Annotated in this window: 23 protein-coding genes; 9 read left to right on the top strand and 14 right to left on the bottom strand. The window is 42.8% G+C overall.

The window, feature by feature from the left end; genetic code table 11:
- Positions 1-8 precede the first annotated feature (8 nt).
- Positions 9-827, bottom strand: a complete 819-nt coding sequence (cobA, locus tag GW828_RS07115; protein ID WP_182697587.1) for a uroporphyrinogen-III C-methyltransferase — start codon at positions 825-827, stop codon at positions 9-11.
- Between the two features lie 282 nt (positions 828-1,109).
- Between cobA and GW828_RS07110 the strand changes: the two genes are divergently transcribed.
- Positions 1,110-2,000: a phospholipase A gene (locus GW828_RS07110; RefSeq protein WP_235781606.1), complete on the top strand. Its 891-nt coding sequence runs from the start codon at positions 1,110-1,112 to the stop codon at positions 1,998-2,000.
- A gap of 78 nt (positions 2,001-2,078) precedes the next feature.
- Here GW828_RS07110 and GW828_RS07105 read toward each other — a convergent pair whose 3' ends face one another.
- Positions 2,079-3,803 carry a hypothetical protein gene (locus GW828_RS07105; protein WP_124015429.1) on the bottom strand — a complete coding sequence of 575 codons (1,725 nt, stop codon included), beginning with the start codon at positions 3,801-3,803 and terminating at the stop codon, positions 2,079-2,081.
- Positions 3,804-3,928: 125 nt separating this feature from the next.
- Here GW828_RS07105 and GW828_RS07100 point away from each other — a divergent pair, with 125 nt between their 5' ends.
- Positions 3,929-4,078: a hypothetical protein gene (locus tag GW828_RS07100; RefSeq protein ID WP_273693310.1), complete on the top strand. Its 150-nt coding sequence runs from the start codon at positions 3,929-3,931 to the stop codon at positions 4,076-4,078.
- A gap of 544 nt (positions 4,079-4,622) precedes the next feature.
- Here the strand turns inward: GW828_RS07100 and GW828_RS07095 are convergent.
- The 3 genes from GW828_RS07095 to GW828_RS07085 form a co-directional block, all read right to left on the bottom strand.
- Complete coding sequence (locus tag GW828_RS07095; RefSeq protein WP_182741103.1) at positions 4,623-5,414, bottom strand: phosphoadenylyl-sulfate reductase; 792 nt, start codon at positions 5,412-5,414, stop codon at positions 4,623-4,625.
- On the bottom strand, positions 5,407-7,098 hold the full coding sequence (cysI, locus tag GW828_RS07090; RefSeq protein WP_182697590.1) for an assimilatory sulfite reductase (NADPH) hemoprotein subunit: 1,692 nt from the start codon (positions 7,096-7,098) through the stop codon (positions 5,407-5,409). Before cysI ends, GW828_RS07095 begins: the two co-directional genes overlap by 8 nt.
- A gap of 79 nt (positions 7,099-7,177) precedes the next feature.
- The gene (locus tag GW828_RS07085) at positions 7,178-8,968 is read right to left on the bottom strand and encodes an assimilatory sulfite reductase (NADPH) flavoprotein subunit (RefSeq protein WP_273058213.1); all 1,791 of its coding nucleotides are present in this window, start codon (positions 8,966-8,968) and stop codon (positions 7,178-7,180) included.
- A 465-nt stretch (positions 8,969-9,433) separates the two neighbouring features.
- Between GW828_RS07085 and GW828_RS07080 the strand changes: the two genes are divergently transcribed.
- From GW828_RS07080 to GW828_RS07065, 4 genes are all read left to right on the top strand, one after another.
- Positions 9,434-10,963 carry a Re/Si-specific NAD(P)(+) transhydrogenase subunit alpha gene (locus GW828_RS07080; protein ID WP_124015425.1) on the top strand — a complete coding sequence of 510 codons (1,530 nt, stop codon included), beginning with the start codon at positions 9,434-9,436 and terminating at the stop codon, positions 10,961-10,963.
- An 11-nt stretch (positions 10,964-10,974) separates the two neighbouring features.
- Positions 10,975-12,459: a Re/Si-specific NAD(P)(+) transhydrogenase subunit beta gene (gene pntB, locus GW828_RS07075; protein ID WP_124015424.1), complete on the top strand. Its 1,485-nt coding sequence runs from the start codon at positions 10,975-10,977 to the stop codon at positions 12,457-12,459.
- 95 nt (positions 12,460-12,554) lie between these two features.
- A complete protein-coding gene (locus tag GW828_RS07070; RefSeq protein ID WP_273058216.1) occupies positions 12,555-13,571 on the top strand; it encodes a sensor domain-containing diguanylate cyclase in 1,017 nt (338 codons plus the stop codon).
- 428 nt (positions 13,572-13,999) lie between these two features.
- The gene (locus GW828_RS07065; protein ID WP_182697593.1) at positions 14,000-14,701 is read left to right on the top strand and encodes a DUF3581 domain-containing protein; all 702 of its coding nucleotides are present in this window, start codon (positions 14,000-14,002) and stop codon (positions 14,699-14,701) included.
- Between the two features lie 217 nt (positions 14,702-14,918).
- Here the strand turns inward: GW828_RS07065 and GW828_RS07060 are convergent, their stop codons facing one another.
- The 3 genes from GW828_RS07060 to hldE all read right to left on the bottom strand — a co-directional run bounded on the left by GW828_RS07060 (position 14,919) and on the right by hldE (position 18,040).
- Positions 14,919-15,389: a TetR/AcrR family transcriptional regulator gene (locus GW828_RS07060; protein WP_273058218.1), complete on the bottom strand. Its 471-nt coding sequence runs from the start codon at positions 15,387-15,389 to the stop codon at positions 14,919-14,921.
- Between the two features lie 236 nt (positions 15,390-15,625).
- Complete coding sequence (locus GW828_RS07055) at positions 15,626-16,606, bottom strand: hypothetical protein (RefSeq protein ID WP_273058220.1); 981 nt, start codon at positions 16,604-16,606, stop codon at positions 15,626-15,628.
- Between the two features lie 3 nt (positions 16,607-16,609).
- A complete protein-coding gene (gene hldE / locus GW828_RS07050) occupies positions 16,610-18,040 on the bottom strand; it encodes a bifunctional D-glycero-beta-D-manno-heptose-7-phosphate kinase/D-glycero-beta-D-manno-heptose 1-phosphate adenylyltransferase HldE (protein WP_124015419.1) in 1,431 nt (476 codons plus the stop codon).
- A gap of 103 nt (positions 18,041-18,143) precedes the next feature.
- On the opposite strand from hldE, the gene GW828_RS07045 reads away from it, so the two are divergent.
- The 3 genes from GW828_RS07045 (at position 18,144) to GW828_RS07035 (ending at position 20,373) form a co-directional block, all read left to right on the top strand.
- Entirely contained in the window at positions 18,144-19,070 is a 927-nt protein-coding gene (locus tag GW828_RS07045; RefSeq protein ID WP_273058222.1) for an LpxL/LpxP family Kdo(2)-lipid IV(A) lauroyl/palmitoleoyl acyltransferase, read from the top strand.
- Between the two features lie 353 nt (positions 19,071-19,423).
- Positions 19,424-20,098: a Rossmann-fold NAD(P)-binding domain-containing protein gene (locus GW828_RS07040; protein ID WP_273058224.1), complete on the top strand. Its 675-nt coding sequence runs from the start codon at positions 19,424-19,426 to the stop codon at positions 20,096-20,098.
- A gap of 104 nt (positions 20,099-20,202) precedes the next feature.
- Entirely contained in the window at positions 20,203-20,373 is a 171-nt protein-coding gene (locus GW828_RS07035; protein WP_124015416.1) for a helix-turn-helix domain-containing protein, read from the top strand.
- A gap of 201 nt (positions 20,374-20,574) precedes the next feature.
- On the opposite strand, the gene nqrF is transcribed toward GW828_RS07035, so the two are convergent.
- Genes nqrF through GW828_RS07005 form a run of 6 tightly spaced genes read right to left on the bottom strand, consistent with a single transcriptional unit; the run spans position 20,575 to position 26,406 of the window.
- Positions 20,575-21,792, bottom strand: coding sequence for an NADH:ubiquinone reductase (Na(+)-transporting) subunit F (gene nqrF, locus GW828_RS07030; protein ID WP_124015415.1), 1,218 nt, complete (start codon positions 21,790-21,792; stop codon positions 20,575-20,577).
- A gap of 24 nt (positions 21,793-21,816) precedes the next feature.
- Complete coding sequence (nqrE, locus tag GW828_RS07025; protein WP_124015414.1) at positions 21,817-22,425, bottom strand: NADH:ubiquinone reductase (Na(+)-transporting) subunit E; 609 nt, start codon at positions 22,423-22,425, stop codon at positions 21,817-21,819.
- 9 nt (positions 22,426-22,434) lie between these two features.
- Positions 22,435-23,055 (bottom strand): NADH:ubiquinone reductase (Na(+)-transporting) subunit D, encoded by a 621-nt coding sequence (locus GW828_RS07020; protein WP_124015413.1) that lies wholly within the window; start codon positions 23,053-23,055, stop codon positions 22,435-22,437.
- Positions 23,056-23,823, bottom strand: a complete 768-nt coding sequence (locus GW828_RS07015) for a Na(+)-translocating NADH-quinone reductase subunit C (RefSeq protein ID WP_182697599.1) — start codon at positions 23,821-23,823, stop codon at positions 23,056-23,058.
- Entirely contained in the window at positions 23,813-25,027 is a 1,215-nt protein-coding gene (locus GW828_RS07010) for an NADH:ubiquinone reductase (Na(+)-transporting) subunit B (protein WP_182697600.1), read from the bottom strand. The genes GW828_RS07015 and GW828_RS07010 overlap by 11 nt, the downstream gene beginning before the upstream one ends.
- Positions 25,027-26,406: a Na(+)-translocating NADH-quinone reductase subunit A gene (locus GW828_RS07005; protein WP_124015410.1), complete on the bottom strand. Its 1,380-nt coding sequence runs from the start codon at positions 26,404-26,406 to the stop codon at positions 25,027-25,029. The genes GW828_RS07010 and GW828_RS07005 overlap by 1 nt, the downstream gene beginning before the upstream one ends.
- Between the last annotated feature and the right edge of the window lie 62 nt (positions 26,407-26,468).

Genomic DNA, 26,468 nt, shown 5'->3' with positions numbered 1-26,468 from the left:
TTATTTGACTACAGCGCCTTGGCGACTGAGTCTAAATCTGTTTTTTGTTGCGCTGTAAGTGGGTCAAACCAATTCAAGCTGTCAGCTAATTCAACGACTTCACCGATAATCATCAGCGCAGGCATCTGCAAGGCAGGATCGGCGGCTAATCGTGCCAGCTCACCTAATTTACCGATAAACCGCTGTTGTGATGAGGTGGTGGCGTTAGACACTATCGCTACTGGCGTATCAGCACTGCGGCCAGCATTAATCAAACCATCACTGATAATATTAGCGTTTAATATACCCATATATACCACTAAGGTGTTGTTAGAGTTAGCATAACCTTGCCAATCCATCGGGCGGCTCGCTAACTGGCAGTGACCCGTAATAAAGGTAACGCCTTGAGCATAGTCACGATGTGTTAGGGGAATACCGGCGTAAGCTGCTGTGCCGCTGGCCGCAGTAATGCCAGGAACCACCTCAAAAGCAATACCCGCTGCCACTAAGGTTTGTAACTCTTCGCCACCGCGGCCAAAAATAAACGGATCGCCGCCTTTCAAGCGCACAACATTTTTACGGGTAAACGCTTTCGTCACTAATAGCTGATTAATGTCTCCTTGAGCAGCACTGTGTTTACCTGCGCGCTTACCCACAGCGATTTTTTCAGCATCACAAGGGATTAAATCTAAAATATCTTGGCTCACTAATGCGTCATACAGCACAGCATCAGCATTCTTTAGGATGCGATAGGCTTTTAGCGTTAGCAGTTCAACGTCACCAGGACCTGCACCAACTAACCACACTTTGCCTTTGGCTTTTTGCCCCAGCATAGATACTAATTCCATCACATTTACCTCAAGATATTTGACCATGATCGAATATAGCGTTTTCTATATTCCATATACAATAGTTAATAGTTAGTTTTTATAACTAAATAGAATATGAGATTATTTGTTTGCTGTTTAATCGATGTCATATGCAAAAATGTATAAAATGATCCACTAGAATCAAAACAATTGTTAACTTAATTCGACAAATCTCTAGCAATTGATGACAATGAACTTCGAAAGATACTCATACTAAGAATCACATTAAAATTACTATTAATTATGCTTATGGATGATGCAATGATAAAAAGCACACAATATCTTGGACTCTCGTTGTTGTTATGGGGTTATAGCTCGATAGCCCTTGCAGAAGATTCTTTAGTCGACGAACGTGTAAAAGGAGAGTTGGCAACATCTGAAAAGCCGTTTGTGATCACTCCGCACAAAGCTAATTATCTACTTCCTGTTACCTACCAAACCAGAACCAACTCATTGCCATTTGAAATTAAATACCCAGATGAAGATTTCAGCATTGATAACTTAGAAGCAAAGTTCCAAATCAGTTTTAAGTTTCCGATTATGTATAACGTTTTTGGTGATAATGGCCATTTGTTCTTCGCCTACACCAACCAATCATATTGGCAAGTTTACAATGAAGAAGCTTCATCGCCATTTCGTGAAACCAATCATGAACCTGAAGTATTTATGTTATTTAATAATGATTGGAAAATTGCTGGCTTTACCAACTCATTTTTAGGTGTGGGGGCTGTGCATCAGTCTAATGGTCAAACCAATCAATTATCGCGCAGCTGGAACCGAATATACGGCAGCGCAATATTCGACCGTGGTCCTTTCGCTCTGGGACTTAGAGTGTGGTGGCGTATCCCTGAAGATGCAAAAGAAGACATTAATTCAGCTAAAGGCGATGACAATCCAGACATTGGCAGTTACATGGGTAACTTCGAACTGACGGGAGTATACGGCTTAGATGAGCACCGCTTTACCATGCTACTGCGTAACAACTTACGCGATAATAATCGCGGTGCAGTTGAATTGACCTGGAGCTACCCGATTATTGGTACTTTGCGTGTTTATACTCAATATTTTAATGGTTACGGTGAAAGCTTAATTGATTATAACCATCATAATCAACGAATTGGTATCGGTATTGCGTTAAACGATTTGTTGTAACACAGCCACTCAATATCAAAAAGGTGACCACATGGGTCACCTTTTTTATTACCAATTTGTTGAAATCACCAAGTGACCTTATTTTGTATTGGCTTTACTGTTGACCTTAGAACCAATGACTAAGCCTTTATCAGTAAAGTCTACCGACATCTGTAAACGCATGTTGTAGTCTTTTAACATAAGCATTTCTTCTGGCATTGGTTCGCCACTCATTTCGACCATATCAACTAACGGGGCAAACATTTTCTGATAATCAACCGCCATGTTAAAGAATCCGTTAGACTCAAGCGATTGCTTATACATTAAATCAGCAAGCTCTGTGCCTCTGTCTCCAGTATAAGCCACTAAATGATTGCCCTTGATGGCTAATTTAGCGCTCACACCAAGTTCAGGAGGTAACATCAGCATTGGGGTAATATCAACCGGATCGCCGTTATCTTTTAAGTCGATATTCGCAAGAGGCGGATAAAATGGCTTAAGCATGTCGACTAACATCATCGGTTTTTCAGCCGAGACACTGATTAATGCATCTAACGTTTCAAAGCTAGGTTGGCCATTATTGTCAGCTAACTTGTAATCGGCAAGTGTCACACTAATGCCTTTAACGCCATTAGCCATACCTGTCATCATTCCCAACATAGCAGGATTTAACTCGCTCAACTGTAATTGCATTTGAGCCAACGCAGCACACTGATATTGCGGAGTTTGTAAATCGGTCCACACCTCATTCAATGCTGGTGCCAGTTGATTAACATCAACCCCCAGCGCAACCGATAAGATGTTGTCATGACCTTTAGTGGTAAATGATGGCACAAAGCCACGCATTTTATTTAATGCCGACAGGATGACTTGGTTGTTACTCTCAAACACCATAGAGGCATCAATGTTGCTTTCTTCACGACTAATCGAATATGAGTTTAATCCCATAACACTGCGCGGCCAGTTAGCTGCTATGCCATTTAACTCAGTTTGACACACAGGTGTTTTCAGTTCAGCAAATGGATCTTCGCCCTCAATTTCAATCATTTTGGTCATTTGCTTGGCTAGCATGTTACCGTCTGTTGACGTCAGACCTTTAACCAGTTCAACATGGTTAATAAAGCTTATGCTGTCTTGCATAAAACCATGTGCATTCGCGATGTCTTGCAATATGGTCGTTGCACTAATTGGATGTTCAACTTTCTTTTCACCCAATGCAGTTTCAAGTAATTCAGCTTGGTTAAATGACGTATTCAATGTCACGGTTAACCAGTTATCTTTAACAGCAAAGACGATATCTATGTGTTCTTCATCATCTGCATTGGTTAATGCATACCCACGATACTCAACAGAACCAGACTGACCTACAGTGTGAGTTAAGCCACTTTCCTGCTCGGCGCGATCAAGTTCCGCCCAAAATGCTGCAGGATTACTCAACTCAATTTTCATTACCGGCAATGCGCCTAAGGTATAAAAATAACTCTGAATGGTATCGGGTAAACCGTAAGTCGATAGCAAGGTTTCTGGTTCAGACAATACGCTCATGTATTGCTTGTATAAACTGACAAAAAAGCGCTCTTTTGCTGATGAATTCTCATCTAACGGCAGCATTTTATCAACGTCATAAGCTTGATAATTACCTGCAATGCTATACAAATAATCTTTTAACGGAAATGGAACCAGCTGCCCAGAAAACGCTAATGTATCAGCAGGGATATAGTCCAACATGGGGTCGTTTTTAACCACTGACGTCCCTTGTTGTGACAAAAGATATCCACCAGCACCAACAGCCAATACCACAGCAGCAATTGCCATTTTATTCATTTATAAACTCCAATTTATATTATTGTTAACTCTTCCTTGAAATGAGTTAGCATTTGAAAATTTGTTATCTTTTGAGATAAGTATTATCGATTCCACCGATAAACTGCGGAATAATTTAGCACTAAATGTTAACAAACGCATTAAACCTTACCTTATTGCATACGACTTATGCAGCAAAAACGAATATCGCACTATCAAAGCACGACATTATGCTACCAAGTTTAGAAGTCAATAGCACAAGTTTAGTCATGGCGAGGGGGCGTAAAAAACAGTAAGCAGATGATAAATTAAAAGTCGGTTTTCCCGATAACTCTTCAATAGAGAGTTATCGGGAACAACCTAATCGATTGCTTATACGCTAACAAGTCAATCAATGTGCTCGAGGATGCGAGCGAAGCTTTTGAAGGTACTTGGATTGCAAAAACAATCCCAAAACGTCAACAAAAACCATCTACGGGGACTTCTAAATTTAGACTACTATCGGCGCGGATGCATGAAAATTTAAATAAAATTTAATTCTTTTTTATTCATGCTAAGTAAATTAATCAATTAGCGAAAATACTGTGTATTCCATCGCCCAAAACAGCATCAATCGCACCAGTCATATTGTGGCGATAACCTATTACGATGTGATGAAATAAGAGTAGATTGCAACAAAGTTCAATCTTATAAATGATTGAAAATCGGCTTACGAAATACGCCTTATTAAACAGAAGCTCATTAACAGAAAGAGTAACCTAGCAGCACAGCAAAGAGTAAACACATTCATCTGCATTTGACTGCGGATGAATGCAATACTTTACGGTAAATAGCTTAAGCCTAAATATCGAAATGCAAACCACATTCACGCTGTAAACCATTAAAGCGCGTGTCTTCTTCAGACATGCCTAACTCCAGCGGCTTACTTGAGTGAGTATCACCAACCGACACATAGCCTTGTTCCCACAATGGATGATATGGCAAGTCATGCTCGGTTAAATATAGGTGCACATCTTTATTGCTCCACTCAATAATAGGCAATAACTTAAAGCGTTTACCGCTAATGGCCAAAATTGGCAAGGCTTCACGAGTACTAGACTGACTGCGGCGTAAGCCCGCAAACCAAGTACCAACATTGAGTTCAGCTAATGCACGCTGCATAGGTTCAACTTTATTGATGCGGTTATATTTCTCCAACCCATCAATCCCCTGCTGCCACAGCTTACCAAAACGCGCTTCTTGCCACGCCTGGGTTTGGCCCGCTTGGTACACTTTAAGATTCAGGTTTAAGCGCTCAGTTAACTGGTCAATAAATTGATAAGTCTCAGCAAATAAATAACCCGTGTCAGTTAAAATTACTGGAATATCACTTTGCGCCTGAGTCACCATGTGCAGCATCACTGCACCTTGAATACCAAAGCTAGACGATAGCGCATGCTCACCAGGTAGGTAGGCTAAGCCCCAAGCCACTCGCTGCTGCGCCGTTAAGCCTGCTAAAAACTGGTTAATCCTTTCTAGCGCTGCAGTTTGCTCAGCTTTAGGCGCTGATAACAACGCCTGCAATTGAGCCGGAGTGATAGAATGATCGACGGCTGCACTTGTTGATGCAGTCGTTACCACGTCATTACGCATGAAAATCCTTAGCGGCGTCATTAACCGCCTTCACTACGCCAATGCGCACAGTGAAGTTACCAAAGGTTTCGCCAGCATCACGTTCGGTGGCATAACGGCCAAACAAGCCATCCAATTCTGCTAAAATTTCAGCTTCTTGAATGTTTTCTTTATGCATTTTATTTAACCGCGTACCTTCAAAGCTGGCACCTAAATACAAGTTATAACGTCCTGGAGCTTTACCCACTAAGCCAATTTCGGCGGCAAATGGACGAGCACAACCGTTTGGACAGCCCGTCATACGTACCACAATTGATTGCTCACTAATGCCATGTTTCGCCTGTAGTGCATCGATATGATCAATAAACTCAGGGAAGTAACGCTCAGCTTCAGCCATCGCTAATGGGCAAGTTGGTAGTGCCACACAGGCAATTGAATGACCGCGTGTACCACTTAACACTTGACCTAATAAGCCGTGCTTGCGCGCTAGACCTTCAATTTCGGCTTTATCTTCTGCCGCAACACCCGCAATAATCATGTTTTGATTAGATGTCATGCGAAAATCGCCTTTATGGATTTTAGCAATTTCACGTAAACCCGTTTGCAAGGTTTGGCCAGGCATGTCTTTAATACGGCCGCTTTCAATAAATAAAGTTAAGTGGAACTTGTTATCGATACCTTCAACCCAGCCATAACGATCGCCGCGATCACCAATGATCACATCACGCTTTGGCTCAAAGTTAACCCCAGCACGCTTTTCCACTTCCGCTTTAAAGGCATCATATCCGTGGTCAACAATGGTGTACTTCAAACGCGCACGTTTACGGACAACACGGTTACCCCAGTCACGCTGAACTGTCATTACCGCTTCGGCAAACTTAGTCACATCCTCAGTTTTAATAAAGCCAAAATCGTCAGCTAAGCGTGGGAAGGTTTCAACTTCACCGTGGGTAGAGCCCATGCCGCCGCCAGCAACCAAGTTGAAACCAACCAATTCACCCGCTTCTGCTACCGCAATAAAACCAAGGTCGTTGGTGTATACATCAACATCATTATGTGGCGGAACGGCGACAGCCATTTTAAATTTACGTGGCAAATAGGTTTTGCCGTAAACAGGTTCAACGGTTTCGGTACCTAATAGCTTCTCTTCATCTAACCAAATTTCAGCATAAGCGCGAGTGTGTGGTAATAGATGATCCGATAAATGCTTTGCCACCGCATATGCTTGCTCATGCAGTTTAGACTCAACCGGGTTTGGGTTACACATCACGTTACGGTTTACATCACCACAAGCAGCAATAGAATCAAGTGCTGCGCGATCAAGACCTTGGATCAAGGTTTTTAGATTACGCTTAGGAATGCCGTGGTACTGAAACGTTTGACGCGTGGTTAAACGAATGCTGTTTGAGGTGGTTAGCGTAGATGAAATTTTATCCACTTCTAACCATTGTGCTGGAGTACAGATACCACCAGGTACCCGTGCTCGTAGCATAAAGCTATGCAGTGGCTCTAACTTTTGCTCTTTACGTTCATTACGTAAATCGCGATCGTCTTGCTGATAAAAACCGTGGAATTTGATCAACTGCTGATCGCCATCACTAAACGATCCTGTTACTTGGGTATCTAAACCCTCTTGGATATCACCGCGTAAATAATCACTGTCGATTTTTAAGTATTCGTTTAACGCTAACTTTTGCTCACTCATGGCCTAGGCCTCTCTTAATTCTGTTCAATTCAGTAGTGCGATTGGGTTGCTAGATTTGTGCTAACAACCGAGGTCGAATTTAGTACACGTCTTTTTGGTAGCGTTTTTCACTACGTAGTGTTTCAAAGTAAGCTTCTGCGTCATCAGCACTTAAGCCACCCTGTTCAACCGCAATATTGACTAATGCTTGATGGACATCTTTTGCCATACGTTCTGCATCACCACAGATATACACATGGGCGCCATTTTGTAGCCACTGCCACAACGTTTCGGCTTGTTCTGCAATGCGATGCTGAACATACACTTTATGAGCTTGATCGCGTGAGAAAGCCACATCTAAACGCGATAAATCGCCATTTTTAAGGTACTGCTGCCACTCAACTTGGTACAAGAAATCTTGTTCAAAATGCGGGTTACCAAAGAATAACCAGCTATCACCCGAGGTGCCGTCAGCTGCACGTTGCTGCATAAAGGCGCGGAAAGGCGCAACACCAGTACCAGGACCCACCATGATCACCGGTGTGTTTGGATTTTCGGGTAAACGGAAATGGTTATTAGACTCAACATAGACTTTAACGTGTTGGCCTTCTTCAGCCGAGGCTAAGAAATGCGATGCCCCACCAAAACGAGCTTGGCCTTGACGTTCGTCTTCAACCAACGCGACCGTTAAGTGTACTTCTGCTTCCACTTCGGCTTGGCTAGAGGCAATTGAATATAAGCGTGGCGTGATTGGGCGCAACATATCAACTAACTGTGTCGCGCTTACCTTTGCCGGATAAGCAGCCACTAAATCGGCAAATTGATGTTTAATAATAAATTGTCTGATGTGTTCTTTGTCTTCACAAATGGCAGCAAGTTGTGCATTACCACTCAACTCAGCCCATGTTTTCACTAAGCCTGGGTATAACTGAGTTAATTCTTTCTTATCGGTTAACGCAGCTTTTAATGATACTGACTCTTTCGACACTGTGACATTATCGTCTGCAGCTAAACCGAGCGCGGCGATCACTTCATCAACAAGTACTTCGTTATTGCTAAACCACACACCTAACGCATCGCCGACTTGATAAGTTAATCCCGACTCGCCTAAGTCAATTTCAACATGGCGTACATCACGATCAGAACCTCGACCAGTAATTTTTTGGCTTACCAATACTTCAGCGGTATAGGGATTTTGCTTGGTGTATTCACTTTCACCCGTAACAGATGCGGCACCAATTGACACCACATTTGCACTTGAGGCTTGAATGTACGGCTTAACAGTTTCGACAACACTGTCCTGCCATTGTTGTGAAATATCTTCATAGTCAACATCACATTCTACCAAAGGTAATAATGATGTTGCCCCTAATGCACTTAAACGCGCATCAAAGTCTTTACCTGTTTGGCAGAAAAACTCATAGCTTGAATCACCTAGCGCTAACACAGAATAATGTAGCTTATCTAATTTAGGGGCACGCTTTGAAGCTAAAAACTTGTGTAACTCAATGGCATCATCAGGCGCTTCACCTTCACCATGAGTGCTGACAACTAATAGCAAGATGGTTTCTTGCTTTAACTGACGCACATTGTATTCACCCATTGATGTCAAATTAACCGCATAACCTTGCGCCTGCGCTTTAGCCGCTAACTCTTTGGCAACACCACGGCCGTTACCCGTTTGGCTACCGTATAAAATCGTAACTGTTGGGGCTGTACTTGTCTCTGCTGTCGTCTCGACACCGCTTTGACCATGATTAGCACTCGCCGCTAGATAACCGCTGACCCATGCGAGCTGAACTGAAGATAATTCTGATGTGAGTTGTTTTAGCTTATCGATTTGTCCTTGAGACAAAGGCGAAGCTAAAGCTGAAAGTTCTTTTAACAACATAAGACGGCCTTATAACAGTGTAATGTGGAACAGCTTACTCCTGAGTATCAAAACAAAAAAAGAATAAAAGATAATTTTTTATTCCATTTAGGAATATGCAAAGTTGTTTTTTTAAGCTACAAAAGTGTGGCGCAGTTAAAAGTTTTTAAATTACCTCTATTTAAAACCAAGTAATTAGCCCAAAGGCACTTGTACCGAACACGCTTCCTGTCGCAAGCTAGGAGGTTCAATTAACTGATGAATAATGTTCAGCTTGATTGTTCTCTGAGTAAAACGACGTGCAAATACAATGTAACTATGTCAGCGTAAAGCCATTGATTAAATAGTTTACCCGACTTCAATGTTTACATGCTGCACTTTTTCTATCATTAAAGTGTCCATGTTAGGCTGTAATACTCAAACGGAATGGTCTATTGGTGGGGAACAACAATAGACGGTCTTTTTATCAACCATCAGGAAACAGTCATGCAGATTGGAATACCGAGAGAAAGTATCGAAGGTGAAACTCGAGTCGCCGCGACTCCAGCCACTGTGATACAACTAATAAAACTCGGCTTTAGTGTGGCAATTGAAGCACAGGCAGGTGTGAAATCAAGCTTCGATAATGCTGCATTTGAAGCCGCTGGGGCAGATGTTGTCGACAGCGTCTATCAAGCGGACTTTATTTTTAAAGTCAATGCGCCAAGTGATGAAGAAATCGCTCAAATGAAGCCAGGCACTACCCTGGTAAGTTTTATTTGGCCAGCACAAAACCCTGAGCTTGTTGAAAAACTGTCAAGTCACAATATTACTGTGATGGCGATGGACATGGTGCCGCGTATCTCACGCGCACAATCACTCGATGCTTTATCATCGATGGCCAACATTGGTGGTTATCGCGCGGTGATCGAAGCCGCTCACGAGTTTGGTCGTTTCTTTACTGGGCAAATTACCGCCGCAGGTAAAGTCCCACCAGCCAAAGTATTAGTTATTGGTGCTGGTGTAGCCGGTCTTGCCGCTATTGGCACAGCAGGCTCGCTAGGCGCCATAGTTCGCGCATTTGACACCCGCCTTGAAGTGGCGGAGCAAATTGAGTCAATGGGCGGCAGTTTCTTAAAGCTTGAATTTGAAAATAAAGAAGGCGGATCGTCAGACGGCTACGCAAAAGTGATGTCAGAAGAATTTATAGCCGCTGAAATGGCGCTCTTTGCCGAACAAGCTAAAGATGTCGATATTATTATCACCACCGCATTAATTCCGGGTCGCCCGGCGCCAAAACTGATCACCAAAGACATGGTCGATACCATGAAACCTGGCTCAGTGATTGTTGATTTAGCGGCAGCCACGGGCGGTAACTGTGAATATACCGTCACTGGTGAGCGCTTTATTACTGACAACGGCGTCAAGGTATTAGGTTATACCGACCTGCCAGGTCGTTTACCGGCGCAATCGTCACAACTTTATGGCACTAACTTAGTCAACTTGATGAAGCTAATGTGTAAAGCCAAAGACGGTAACGCAGTACTCGATTTTGATGATGTAGTAATGCGCAATATGACCGTGACCCGTGGCGGCGAAATTACTTTCCCACCACCAGCGATTTCAGTGTCTGCCGCGCCGCAAAAACCAGCTGCCAGCATCGAGCCTAAAGCGGCGAAAGTCGATAAAGCACCGTCAAAACTTAAATACATTTTAGGTGTGTTAGGTCTTGCCGGCTTTGCAGCAGTCGCTTCGGTTGCCCCCGCTGAGTTCTTGTCGCATTTCACCGTGTTCATCCTAGCCTGTGTGGTGGGTTATTACGTGGTGTGGAATGTGTCGCACTCATTGCATACGCCGTTAATGTCGGTCACTAATGCGATTTCAGGCATTATTGTGGTCGGGGCGTTATTGCAAATAGGTCAAGGTTCAGCATTAGTCACGGCGCTTGCGTTTGTCGCGGTGCTTATTGCCAGTATCAACATCTTTGGCGGGTTTACCGTCACTCAGCGTATGCTGAAGATGTTCCGTAAAGATTAAGGAGTTATATCGTGTCTCAAGGACTGGTTACAGCATCTTATATCATTGCCGCGGTGTTTTTTATTCTCAGCTTAGCTGGATTATCAAAACAAGAAACCGCCAAGAATGGTAATTTATTTGGCATTATCGGGATGGCGATTGCACTCATTGCCACCATCCTCAATCCTGCTACAAGTGGCGTAGAATGGATTATTCTTGCCATGGTTATTGGTGGATCGATTGGTATTCGCTTAGCATTAAAAGTTGAAATGACTGAAATGCCAGAGCTAGTGGCTATTTTGCACAGCTTTGTGGGCTTAGCAGCAGTATTAGTTGGCTTTAATAGCTTTATTGATATTCAGCCACATGAAGTGTCGGAAATTGTCGTCGTTATGGGACAAGATCTCAACACTACGCTCGAAACCGCAAAAGCGGCATTTGCCCAAGCAAGTCAAGCTCAACAAACACAGCATTTAACCGGTGCCATGCTTAACATTCACTTGGTCGAAGTGTTTTTAGGTATCTTTATTGGTGCAGTTACCTTCACCGGTTCGATTGTGGCTTTTGCTAAGCTACGTGGTTTGGTGTCATCAAAAGCGTTAATGCTGCCGCATCGTCATAAATTAAATTTATTGGCTGTTGTGGTGTCGTTTATTCTGATGGTGCTATTTGTTCAGGCTGGCGGTGCAATCACACCACTGATTCTGATGACATTGATTGCGTTTGCATTTGGTTGGCATTTAGTCGCATCAATTGGCGGTGCAGACATGCCAGTTGTGGTGTCTATGCTGAACTCATATTCAGGTTGGGCAGCAGCAGCGGCCGGTTTCATGCTATCAAATGACTTACTGATTGTCGTCGGTGCACTTGTGGGCTCGTCGGGTGCAATTCTGTCTTACATTATGTGTAAAGCAATGAACCGCTCGTTTATTTCAGTTATTGCCGGTGGTTTTGGTAATGACAGTGTTGCCTCTTCAGGCGATGACACTGTTGGCGAATACCGTGAAACAACCGCTGAAGATGTCGCTGATATGCTAAAAGCATCTGATACCGTCGTTATCACCCCAGGCTATGGCATGGCTGTGGCTCAAGCTCAGTACCCTGTCGCTGAAATCACTAAAAAGCTGCGAGCGTTAGGTATAAAAGTGCGCTTTGGTATTCACCCTGTAGCAGGTCGTTTACCTGGTCATATGAACGTACTTCTTGCAGAAGCTAAAGTGCCTTATGACATAGTGCTGGAAATGGACGAAATCAACGAAGACTTTAGCAGTACTGATACTGTGCTAGTCATAGGTGCCAACGATACGGTTAACCCCGCAGCGATGGAAGATCCAACTAGCCCTATCGCGGGCATGCCAGTATTAGAAGTATGGAAAGCACAAAATGTCATTGGCTTTAAACGTTCAATGAATACGGGTTATGCAGGTGTACAAAATCCATTGTTCTTCAAAGACAATACGCAAATGTTGTTTGGTGATGCTAAGGACAGTGTTGAGGCGATTCTTAAAGCCTTATAAGGTTATCTTTTAATGCTAAAATACCAGCAGTTTGCTGGTATTTTTTTGTTTAAGAACCCGCTAAACTAGAACGATTAGACTCTATAGGATTATTGATGACACCGCAGGACGTCATTACTCAATTACAGCTTGAACTTGCGCAACAAGAGCAAAAAATCAAGCAATTAGAGTATGAAAATAATCGGCTTACTCTATTGAATAAACGAGTAAACGAACAACTCAGTGCCACGCTTGATCGCACTGGCTTATGTTTGTGGGAGCAACATATTCCTACAGGCAATTTAACTATTTTTAATCAACAATGGGGACACCTCCTCGGTTTTACTCGCGAAGAGCTACCCGCCCATATCGACAGCTGGAAAAACAATCTCCACCCTGAAGATAAAAACTGGGTTATCCAGGCCTTTGACAACCATGTTGCAGGTAAAGCCGAAACCTATCACGCCGTGCACCGGATGATACACAAAGATGGCAGTGTTTCTTGGGTTTCTGACCGTGGCCGTATTGTTGAATATGACATTGACGGTAAACCGCTGCGCATTATGGGCACCCATATTGATGTCACTAAAGAAAAACGTTACGAGGAAGATCTCGCTAAGCGAGCTCATCGTGATCAGTTAACTCATCTCCTCAATCGAAATGCTCTCATCGAAGTATTTGAGCAAGGAAGAAAAGCTAACCCTCCCCATAAGGGCGCCCTTTGCTTCATCGATTTAGACGGTTTTAAGATGATTAATGATCGCTTAGGACACAGATATGGCGATAGCATATTAATCCATGTAGCAGATCATATTTGCCAAGTATGTGAGCAGATTTTTAGTACTACTGATAGCGCCCAGTCTCAACATCACTATGTGGCTCGATTTGGTGGTGATGAGTTTGTTATTTTAGCCCATTCCAATAACGTTGAATTATTAACAACCATGGCTAAAACATTGTTATCACAGTATCAACACCCCATAGAATTAGAGGGAGAAACCATTAAAATTGGCCTCAGTATTGGTATCAGTCTATTTGATGAGTTAGACCATTTTTCGAATGTTTGCGAGCAGGCTGATAAAGCCATGTACAGTATTAAAAAAGATGGCAAACATAACTTCTTATTTTGGTAAATACGACTCTCAAAGTAGCGAGCCTTGGTAACTTAAGCCTTAACATGACGATGATTAATCTCAATTCGCTTAAGCGTGCAAGTTAATTAAATAAGCCAATCTTATGCGACTAGGATATGCTGCAGACTTAAAAGATGAGTTCAACGCAAAAGCCTAACTGGACAAAATAGGTAAGGAATTGATATATATGGAAATGCATTATTATCTGTCACTAAAAGCCATCTTAAACCGTTACCATGCTTAGCCTAATCTGGCTATCGACATAGTCATCGGGTGAGTGTATTTGGCGTTTTACAGTAAACTCTCGCTCAACTACTGATTTTATTAATTACTTTGTTTGCCCTACGCTTTCGCTTTCTTGTTACTGAATGTTGAGTAACAAATACCATATGCGACAGCAGGCAACTGACCAATAAGAATTATTGTTTATGTTTTTATCACCTTATTTTACCAAGCAAGATCAAAGCGTATTTATTTCGGCTCAACAAGCCAGTGACTTCGCAAAAAAAATCGCTGGCGATTTTAATCCTATCCATGATGTGGGCGCTAAACGTTTTTGCGTACCGGGCGATTTATTGTTTGCCCTCGTGCTGACCCAATATGGCTTAAGCCAAAATATGCAATTTAAGTTTGCTGGCATGGTAGGTGACAATGTTGAACTTCACGTTGATAAGAGTGTTGGCGAAAAATTTAGTATTAGTGACACCAAAGGTAAAGAATATCTGCATATTCAACGTCAAGGTGAAGTGTGTAAATGCGATATACAAACTGCCGCATTCATTCAAAGCTATGTGGCTTTTTCAGGCTTAAATTTTATTCATGTACTTGTGCCAATGATGAAGCAATACAAGGTAATGATTAACCCTGATCGTCCATTAGTCATTTATGAAAGTATGTCTTTTCATTTAGATAACTTTGATTTCAGTACTATCAGTTTGCATTTGGTTAAGCAAAACTTAGTCATTGATGGTAAGCGTGGTGATGTTACCCTTACCTTTGAACTGCAAAGCGAAGGCAAGGTTATCGGTAGCGGTGTAAAAACATTAGTATTAAGTGGATTACGTGAGTTTGATGACGAGAAAGCACAAGACATGTGTGACAGATACGAAAGCAGAAGCTGGAATAAGTAAACAGTAACTTCATCGTAGAAGAAATACCATACCGTAATGATATCTGCTCGATTCAGTATATTGAAGGCTCAGATGCCAATACGGGATGGTTGTTTCGATGCGGTATTGATCATAATGTCAATTTGAACATCGATTTGTTACTAACAGGGTAAAAATTTAAATAGCCAAACATTTGGTGCATATAACAACTTAGTCAAATATTGTGTATGACTTATTGTTAATCTACGCTGCTATCTTGCAATAAAACCAATGCACTATTGCCGATAAGTTGTTCAACGCATTGGCGTCCTTTCTCAGCAAAATGACTCATAGCAACCTCACTCACAACATTAAGCGAATTTAGCTTTTTGATGTTTTGATCAGTACTGGCACATAAACTGAAAAACAGTTGTAAAACTGCTTTTCGATCAGGTTGTTGCATCACTTCTCCCCATGATTGCTCTAATACCTCTAGCGAAGAGAAATCGAGTCCTTCAATAAAAAACTGCCCAATACGTTGATCTAAACGCACTAGGAATTCTGTTTTACGAGGAAAGTGATGACTAATACCCGTACGACTGATCCCGGTGGCAGCAGACAACGTGGTATACGACATCGCCTCAAAACCAATCGTGAGTATTTGTTTAAAGGCTTCATCTAAAATTTGGTTAACGGTTAACTCAGTTTCAACTCGCGAACGTTTGGCCATAAACTTGGTCTCTCTAATTATTTTTGGTGCAAGAGCTTACCAGACCAAACTAGAAAATTCTGCTATGAATTAGCAAATTTACAACATATTTAACCGTACAATATCCAGATAGACAGGATAAAACAGAACATTATCGCGATAACGATTTATTTACCTCTTTAAAATCAAAGGTTATTAGAAAACACTATAGAATGAACTGCATACGGTAAAAAATAAGCGCAATAAGCGTTTACAAACTACTTTACCGTTGAGAATTGATTTTTCAACCATCGCTGGGATTCAGCCTTACCCATTAAACGATCCAAAGTCGGTGACAACACTTGGATGAGTTCGGGCTGACGCCAAAATATATACCCAGGTAGAGACTGAACTGCGCTAAAAGTACGTTGGACTAAGCTAGAAAACTCGCCCATGTCACGCGTAGACCATAGCGGCATTAATGGATAAACTGCGGTGATAAAATCTTCATAGCGAGTAAAATCGAGCAATTGCTGAGCATTATAATGGCTGAGCACTATTTGAAGTTGTGGTGCACTCCAATGTGACAAATTACCGCTGTCATTAATAAGTGCCAGATTACGTCGATGAAACTGCTGCCAAGCTAAATCGAGCTGATGATAATGCTGCGCAATCTGCCACAGAAGGTACAAATCGGCTAGCCACTCATGCTGATATTCGCTTAAAGAGGAAGGTAAAATAGTGCCTTGCAAGGTAATATTATATAAATGACCTATTTCATGCCACAAGGTTAATTGGGCTTGTTTTACTAATGGCAATTGATAAGTGACTAAACCAATAGAGCCACTCTGCTCGAGCATGTCTCTAGCTCGATTAATCACAATAACCCCTGCTACAGTGTCATGTTCAGCAACCAGTGCCATCGCACTTTTACGCCCTATAGCGCGGCGAATATTGGCAACAGAAAAAGCCGTTTGTTGTTGTAATGAAGCAGGGAGTAACCCGACACACAGCTCAAGGGCAGGTAAATAACACACGAGTGCTTGTTTGGAGGCGACAGGGATAAAATAAGCTTGGCGAATCGTCTGATCCGCCAAACTATCTACTGCACTGATCTGAGTGGTGATGACAGGGTCTATCGCCACAGATTGACTGACACTTAGCTGGCCGGCATTAACAAAGTGACAAACCAATAACATTGCGCAAGCAAGGCTAAAGCTTAATAACCTGAGTAATGCCCCTTGCCAGTATCTAAGCATCGACTACTTTTGTGACATAATATTTTGAATAATGGCAGTAGTGGACACCCCATCTTCAAATCCAAGCACCTCAACCTTACCGCCAGCGGCAATGACTTCAGCCCCGCCCGCAATGTCTTCCACTTTATAATCGCCACCTTTAACCAATGCATCGGGTAACAAGCGCGCAATAATCCGTTGTGGTGTATCTTCAGAGAATGGCACAACCCAATCTGCCGATGCGAGTCCCGCTAACACAGCCATGCGACGATCAACAGGGTTAACCGGACGTCCTGGGCCTTTTAAGCGTGTTACCGAGCTATCATCATTCACAGCCACGATAAGACGATCGCCCAAGGCTTTGGCTTGTTGTAAATAGCTCACATGGCCAGCATGGAGAATATCAAAACACCCATTGGTCATGACAATGCGCTCACCGCGTAAACGGGCCTGATCCATGGCATAAGCTAATTGATCTTCAGTCATTACGCCAAAGCCAGACTCGCCATGATTAAGCGCCAGTGCCTGAATCAGTTCAATACGGCTTACCGTTGATGTACCTAACTTACCCACAACCACACCTGCGGCAGTATTGGCAATCGCGCAAGCTTGCGCCAAAGTTGCACCTGCGGCAATCGAAGTTGCTAAAGCAGAAATCACCGTATCACCAGCCCCCGTAACATCGTGAACCTCACGGGCAACGGTTGGGATGTGCAATTCTGGTTGGTCTTGCGACACTAACGTCATACCCTTTTCTGAACGAGTGACTAAAATCGCGCCAAAATCGTGTAACTTAATCAGTTTTTGGGCTTTTTCGATTAAATCATCTTCGCTAGTAACGCTACCAACAACCGCTTCAAACTCACTCATATTGGGGGTTATTAATGATGCACCATGATAACGGGCAAAATCATGTCCCTTAGGGTCAACTAAAACGGTTACCCCTTTAGCACGAGCTTTAGCGATAAACTCTTTCGGTTCATCGATAGCACCTTTGGCGTAATCTGACAGCACCAATACGTCAATATTATCTAAAATGGCTTCGCTTTGGGCGAATAATGCTTGGCTCGTGGCTTTATCAAATTGCTCTTCAAAATCTAAGCGGATCAACTGCTGATTACGTGACAATACCCGCAATTTAGTAATCGTCGGCTTGTCTGCTACCGTTAACCACTGCGGTTCAACGCCAAACACTTTTACCCCTTGGGTTAATGCTTGTGCGGTTTCATCTTGACCAACAATGCCCGCTAACTGGACATGTCCACCTAATGTCGCAATGTTTAATGCCACGTTGGCGGCGCCGCCGGGTCTATCTTCAATTTGATTAATTTTAACAACAGGTACAGGGGCTTCGGGGGAAATGCGTCCCGTAGGGCCTACCCAATAGCGATCTAACATCACATCGCCGATCACTAAAACGCGCGCATTTTCAAAAGCTGGGAGAGAAACCTTCATGGTGTATTCGCTGTCTTGTAAAATTTAACCGTGATTGTACCTAATTTTCATCAAAATATGAGGTAGAATAACAAATAATTTTTGTGAACTAGACGAGTTGTCCGTGGTCGAGAAAGCCGAATTTTCTTCTGATTTATATCATCCTAAACACTGGCCTATATGGTTTGGCGTCGGTTTAATGCGTTTAACTTTGCTATTACCTCTGTCTTGGCAAATGAAAATCGGCCGTGGTATTGGTCGATTAGTCATGAAAGTGGCGGGCGGAAGAACCCACACCGCTAAGCGTAATATCGATTTATGCTTTCCAGATATGAGCGATGCTGACAAACAGCAACTGCTTGAACGGACTTTTGAAGAAACCGGTAAAGCGGTATTTGACACCATTAACGCATGGTGGTGGTCAAATGAACGCGTGCAACAACACATGACCATTAAAGGCACTGAGCATGTTAGCCAAAGTTTAGACAATGGCAAAGGGGTGATTTTATTTGCAGTGCATTGTTTACCACTTGAAATGGGCGCGCGAATATTTGGCCAGTTTGCTCCGGGAATTGGCGTGTATCGTCCACATAACAATCCGGTGATGGAATACTTACAAGTTAAAGGTCGCTTACGTTCAAACAAAGGCTTAGTGCCTAAACGTGACGTTCGGCAAATGATCCGCAGTTTGCGCAGTCCTGATGTTATTTGGTACACCGCCGATCAAGATTTTGGTCGTTCGAGCGCCGTATTTATCCCCTTTTTTGGCGTCCCCGATGCCGCCACAATTACAGGCGCAACGTCACTGGCAAGACTCGGTAAAGCCAATGTGGTGCCTTTTTTTGTTGAACGTAATAGCGATGATAAAGGCTATACCCTTGAAATCATGCCGCCTTTAGAGAATTTTCCTGGCGACAATGAAACAGACGACGCCATTCGTGGTAACCAGATTGTTGAACAGCTGATTAGCCGTAATAAAGCTCAATATATGTGGCTACATCGTCGTTTTAAAACTCGTCCAACCGAAGATACCCCATCGTTATATGACTGATGTGAGTTAATTGAGTGAGATGTTTGCTTATAAAGCGCCTTTGGGCGCTTTTTTTATCGCCTCATTATGCCATGGGTTATCTCAAGGCCATCTAAATAACCGTACTTAGGCACAATGAGTGCTCCACCCCAGACAAATAACCCTCCAAGCATCTCACCCATAAAATCAATCTAGGTTTTGTCGTGCAGCTAAATAGGCTAAAAATCTTAACCCTCTCGAGTCAACGCTCACGTTTAGGGGACTAATATCGTGTGAGCAAACCGAACAATAATAACGATTAAAATATTCTTATTGAAACCGTTAAGACGACAGATTAGAGTTTAGCCAGTGTGTTTAGCTTTCTAAAGGATTATATGATTGCAGCAATTATAGGTGCGACGGGGTTAGTAGGTAATGCCTTGTTAACTCGCATCATTGAAAGTGAACAGTACAGTAAAGTCTTGGTCATTGGCCGTTCGGAACCAAATTTAGTAGAACACCAATTTGGTGAGCAAAAGGTGCAGTTTATTGGCTGCCAACTTGATGAGTTACATGAGCTTACCTTGGACGAAAAAGTTGATCATGCATTTTGCTGTTTGGGCACCACAATCAAACAAGCTGGCAGTGAAGAGGCCTTTATACAAGTCGATAAATTAGCCGTAGTAGCGTTTGCGAAACTCTGCCAAGCACAAGCGAATCCTGCGCTTAAATTTATGGTGGTAACCGCATCGGGCGCGGACGCTAAATCAACTGTGTTTTATAATCGAATTAAAGGTGAAGTCGAGCAAGCACTGAAGGCATTATCTTTACCCGTTCTGAATATTTTTCAACCGAGCTTATTATTAGGACCGCGAACGAATAGGCGTTTACTGGAAGATATTGGCCAAACCATTTTTGGTGGCCTATCATTTTTATTTATCGGACCTCTTCGTCAATATCAACCCATTGATGCGAAAATGGTCGCAGAGTCGATGTATCAGGTCGCGTTAAAGCCTCAGGTAGCCCCTGCGACTCAGATCATCAATAATGCCATGATGCATCGTTATTAAGACTACTCTCGACAACTAGGTACGTTTATGACAAGTTAATACACATGTTGTTCAATGTTAATAACGTAACGGGTAAAGATAACCATAACGTAAGGAGAATGAGCATGAGTGATGATAACGATTTAACCTTAAATGAAGTCTGTGAAATACTCGACAAAAGCCCTACTACGATTAAGCGTTATGCTCGCGAAAATTTACTGCTTACTGAACAAAACGGTAACGTACTTAGTTTTAGCAAAGCCGAGGTGATGCGTTTAGCATGTTCTGAACGATAATCCTTTGTTTACCTCTATGACTAAAAATCCCCAAACTGTTAAAACAGTATGGGGATTTTTATTAGCGCGTTAATATGAGTACTCTGTGACTAACGAGATGGTGATTGACGAGTGCGTTATTAAACCAGTTGATTATTAAACCAGCCTTTTACGCCACAAGCCTGCACAGGATTGCCCCATAAGGCACTCATCACACAACAACTAATCGCCAAAGTCATCAAGTAAGATATTTTCCGACTCAACCCCTAAACTTTCTAGCATGGCTATCACTGATGCGTTCATAATCGGAGGGCCACACATATAAAATTCGCAGTCTTCTGGCGCTTTATGCTGCTTTAAGTAGTTTTCGAATAACACATTATGAATAAAGCCGGTATAACCCGTCCAGTTATCTTCAGGAAGTGGATCAGACAAAGCAACATGCCATACAAAGTTGTCGTTTTCAGCGGCTAGTTGATCAAAATCTTGCTGATAGAACACTTCACGAGTTGAACGAGCACCATACCAAAAGCTCATTTTGCGCTTGGTTTTGACACTTTTTAGCTGATTAAAAATATGCGACCGCATCGGTGCCATACCAGCACCACCACCAACAAACACCATTTCAGCATCGGTTTCTTTGACAAAAAACTCACCAAATGGGCCAGAAATGGTCACCTTATCGCCCGCTTTTAAATTAAAAATATACGACGACATTTTACCTGGTGCCATACCTGCTTTAGGCGGCGTTGCAATACGCACGTTTAGCATTATCATCCCCTTTTCATCGGGGTAATTGGCCATTGAATAAGCCCGTAATACGTCTTCATCAACGGTAGACACTAAATCAAACAAACCGTACTTAACCCAGTCACCACGATACTCCTCTGGAATATCAAAATCGGCATAACGTACTTCATGGGCCGGAGCTTCAATTTGAATGTAGCCACCTGCTTTAAATAATACCTCTTCACCGTCGGGGATTTTTAATAACAGTTCTTTAATAAATGTCGCTTGGTTATTATTTGAAATAACCTCACATTGCCATTTTTTAACCCCAAAAATTTCTTCATCAACTTCAAGATCCATGTCGGTTCGCACTGTGACTTGGCAAGCCAATCGGCAACCATCTTTGGCTTCTTTTTTAGTAATATGATCAAGTTCAGTCGCTAAAATATCACCACCGCCGGATTTCACTTTCACGCGGCATTGGCCACAAGTACCACCACCACCGCAAGCCGATGGAATAAAAATATTCTGCCCAGATAATGCGCCCAATAGCTTGTCACCCGCAGGAGTTCGTACACTTTTGCTGGCATCACCATTAATGCTGATTGTAATATCATCAGTGTTCACTAACTTACTTTTGGCAGCTAAAATTACCACCACTAGCAAACTTACCACTATGGTAAACATGCCAATACCTATTGCCATTTCCATTAAATAACCCTTCTCTTTACTGCGTTATAACGTAATGCCCGCAAATGACATAAAGCCCAGAGCCATCAAGCCGGTGGTAATAAAGGTGATACCAATACCTTGTAACCCATCAGGAATAGCATGAAACTTCATTCGCTCACGCAATCCCGCTAATAACACAATCGCCATCGCCCAACCCACAGCTGAACCCGCCGCAAATACCACAGACTCAGTAAAGTTATAGTCACGGTTAGCCATAAAAATGACCCCAGCGAAAATGGCACAATTCACCGTTAATAACGGCAAAAAGATCCCCAATGACTGATATAACGTTGGAATATAACGGTCTAAAAACATTTCTAAAATTTGCACCAACGCAGCGATTACCCCAATAAAGGTAATCAACTGTAAATAGCTTAAATTCAGCTCAGGAAACCCAGCCCAAGCTAATGCGCCTGGGGCTAAGATATTGACGTAGATAATTTGGTTTAATGGCACAGCCAGCACCATGACCACAATCACTGCAACGCCTAAACCAAATGCAGTAGAAACCTTTTTCGACACGGCTAAAAAAGTGCACATACCCAAGAAAAATGACAGCGCCATATTGTCGATAAACGCCGCTTGGATAAATAAATTAAGATAGTGTTCCATGCTGTTTCCTTATCCGCGCTTACGCTGAATGATTTTAATGACCCAAATCATCACGCCAATTAAAAAGAACGCGCTGGGTGGTAAAGTGAACATCTCATTGGCAAGATACCAACCGCCATTTTCAATAGTGGTAAATATGCTGTGACCAAACAAACTGCCACGCCCCAGAAGCTCACGAATAAACGCTACTCCCATTAAAATTAAGCCATAACCCAAGGCATTGCCCAAGGCATCAAATACGGCTAAGTGAGGAGGATGTTTCATGGCAAAGGCTTCTGCGCGGCCCATAATGATACAGTTAGTGATGATCAAACTGACAAACACCGACAGCTGTTTTGACAATTCATACGCCACATCTTGTAACACCATATCGACAATAATCACCAACGAGGCAATCACCGTCATTTGCGCAATGATCCGTACACTATTAGGAATAAAATTGCGGATACTGGAGATAATCAAGTTAGAAAATACCAACACAAAGGTCACAGCAAGTGTCATGACGAATGCGGTTTGCATCGAATTACTGACCGCTAAAGCCGAACAGACACCTAATACCTGCATTGCCACTGGATTATTAGCAAAAATAGGTGATGTCAGGATCTCGCGAGTTGAAGTGGTATTACTCATTTACTTACCCTCCGCAGCTAACGTGTGTAGATAGGTTTGGTATCCTTCTACGCCAAACCAAAACTCGACTAAGCGCTGAATGCCAACACCTGAACGAGTAGCACCACTTACGCCATCAATACCGTGAATGTCACCGTCTTTGGCGCCGCCTTTAATCACTTTAATGGCAATTTTACCTTTATCATCAAATAGCTTTTTACCTTGCCACAAAGCTAACCACTGTGGGTCGGTAATGAAATCTGCAATACCAGGGGTTTCACCATGTTCATAAAACACGATATTTTCGATAGTGTTTAAGTCGGGTTTTATCGCCATATAACCGTAAATAATCGACCATAAACCTTTGCCATAAATCGGCATAACAATGCTGGCAAGTTGACCATTAGTGTCATACACCTCAAAAATACGAATGTCAGTCGCCATGGTTTTAATTTTGGCGATATCCTTTTTCGGCTTGATAGACGTTTCTGGGTTAATCGATGCCATGCGTTCGTCAAAATCTAGTAAATTGGCTTTTTCAGTGACCTTGCCGGTCGCTAAGTTAACCATCTTAGGTTTCACTCGTTGAGCAAATAACTCACTAAAGTCACCTTGGCTAATGTCGATATCTGCTGCCTTTAACACAAACTGCTGCACTTCTTCACGCTTTTTAGCCAACTTACGCTCTTTTAAGATCTCAACGGTACCTGTGATCATAAATGAGCAAACTAGACTTAAAATGATAATAAAAACCATTGTTCCAGCGATGCTATCTTTCTTAATGGCCATGACGTTTTAGTCTCCGTTTAATATTGGCACGTGCGACTAAGTAGTCGAATAACGGTGCCCATAAATTAGTAAACAAAATAGCCAACATAATGCCCTCGGGCATTTTTGTATTCAGTAAGCGAATAATAATGGTCATAAAACCAATCATAAAACCATAAGCAAACTTGGCTTTACGGGTATATGATGCCGTTACTGGATCGGTGGCCATAAACATCATTCCCAATGCAAAACCACCAGTGACTAAGTGCCATGTCCACGGCATTGCCGCCATCGGATTTCGGCTAGAACCAAAGTAGTTAAACAGCACCACGGTAATGATCATTCCCAGCATCACACCAGCTACCACACGCCAATCAGCTACGCGAGTCAGTAATAAAATACCGCCACCAATTAAAATGGCTAAGGTGCTGGTTTCACCAACCGCGCCTGGGGTAAAGCCTAAAAAGGCATTCCACCAGCTAGTGTCGGTCAACACGCTAAACCAACTCACATCGATAAAGCTTAATTTTTTTGCCGCGGTAAGGGTTAATGTGGTGGCACCAGAAAAGCCATCAACGGCCACAAACTGACCTAACGCCACCACCTCTGTTGGATATGCAAAATAAATAAACGCATAGCCTGCTAACGCAGGGTTTAAAAAGTTATACCCCATGCCACCAAACATTTCTTTGGCCACGACCACCCCAAAACTAAGACCTAAAGCCACAATCCATAAAGGTGTCGATATCGGTAAAATGAGTGAGAACAGTAACGCAGTGATAAAGAAGCCTTCGTGCAGTTCTTGGCGGCGCACTTTGGCAAACACCACTTCCCACATCAAACTGACCACCAACGCCGTTAAGTAAAATGGCACATAAAAACTGGCACCATAGGCGAACAAACTGATCAAGCCTGCGCTTTCTGTGAGTGAGCCGAACAATAAATTATAAAAGGCAAGTTGCCATACATCCGGCTGTGTTGCCCCGGCAATAATAGCCATTTGAGCTTGCAGACCAATGTTGTACATACCCACTAACATGGCAGGGAATAAACACATGCCCACAATGTGCATAGTACGTTTAACATCAATAGCATCACGAATATGTACATCACCTTTGGTGCTGCGGCCATTGGCGATCCACAACGATCGTAAATAGCTGCGCATCGAGTCGCCATGAGCGTAATAGCTGTCTTGTTTGCTGGGCTTTTTCTGTTGCTGACTCATTAACCTTCCCTCTCGATAATATCTAGGCAAGCACGAAGTTCTTTGCCAAAGTCATATTTTCCTGGGCACACAAAGGTACACAAGGCTAAATCTTCTTCGTCGAGTTCTAATGCGCCAAGCAATTGCGCTTCATCGGTATCTCGCACCACTAAATCGCGTACTAATAAGATGGGTAAAATATCTAATGGCATTACGCGGGCGAGTTGGCCATAGGCCATCATTGCGCGCGGAGATCCACCAGCATGGGTGGTAAAATCGAAGAGTTTTTTGGTATGACTAAAACCTGACATCATGATGCCGGTAAGGGAAAACTTACTGCTATCGTGGCGAACCCAAGGCAACAATTCTTGACGTTCATTTTCAGTCAATACACTGATTTGATTATGGAATCGGCCAAGATAATCATAAACGTCTACCGCGGTATGGCCAGACAACACTGAACCCGACACTATCCGTGATTGTTGTTGATTAATTTCATCTGTAACCCATTCACTGAGTTTGGCGCCCATTTGGGTGCGCACTAGTCGTGGTTTTAACACGTTAGGGCCAGCTAATGCCACGATGCGATCGGTATACAGCTCGCCAGTTAAAAACAGTTTGCCAAAGGCGATCACGTCTTGATAACCCACATGCCATACTTGGCGTTCAATACTGGCGGGTAACAAATAATGAATGTGGGTGCCGACTAATCCGGCCGGATGCACGCCGTTAAAGCGGTGCACACTCACTTTTGATAAGTCGTATTCGCTAGCTGCATCAGCTAATAATGAGGCACCATCGTCTTGGCATAAATACACTTGACCGCTTGTCAAAAACGTTAAGGCAAATAATCCAGCTTGAAAAGCCTGTGCTTGAGTGGCAATGATGACCCGTGGGTCTGGCGCCAGAGGATTAGTATCAACAGCGGTAACAAATATACCAGCAGGAGCGACATCTAATTGAGGTACGCGAGAAAAAGGACGTGTCCGCAACGCGGTCCATAAACCACTGCGAACTAAACCGTCTTTAACGGTTTGATTTGATAGCGCATGAATATCGACTGATCCAAGAATAATGGCAGGATCTTGCTTAGCATCGCAATCAATCACCACCGACTGCAGTACGCGACGGTCTCCGCGATTAATCGCGCAAACAACTCCGCTTGCAGGCGCGGTAAATAATACGCCAGGGGTTTTCTTGTCTTCAAACAGCACTTGGCCTTTGACGACCTTATCGCCGACTTCAACCAACATCGTTGGTTTTAAACCCACATATTCCTCACCAATTAACGCAACTTGGGTCGTTTTAGGGGCGTCATCGATTTGCTGCAGCGGTTCTCCAGCAATCGGGATATCAAGTCCGCGCTTAATAGTTATTACTGGATTGGTAACACCAGCCATCACATTCACCATCTAAAAATATTCGATAGCTAATGTTATATGTTTGCAACTACTAATATAGT

The sequence above is a fragment of the Shewanella vesiculosa genome, from assembly GCF_009994065.1.
Taxonomy (GTDB): Bacteria; Pseudomonadota; Gammaproteobacteria; order Enterobacterales; family Shewanellaceae; genus Shewanella; species Shewanella vesiculosa.
Note: the sequence above shows the minus strand (reverse complement) of the source record. Positions and strands in the feature narration are given on the sequence as shown.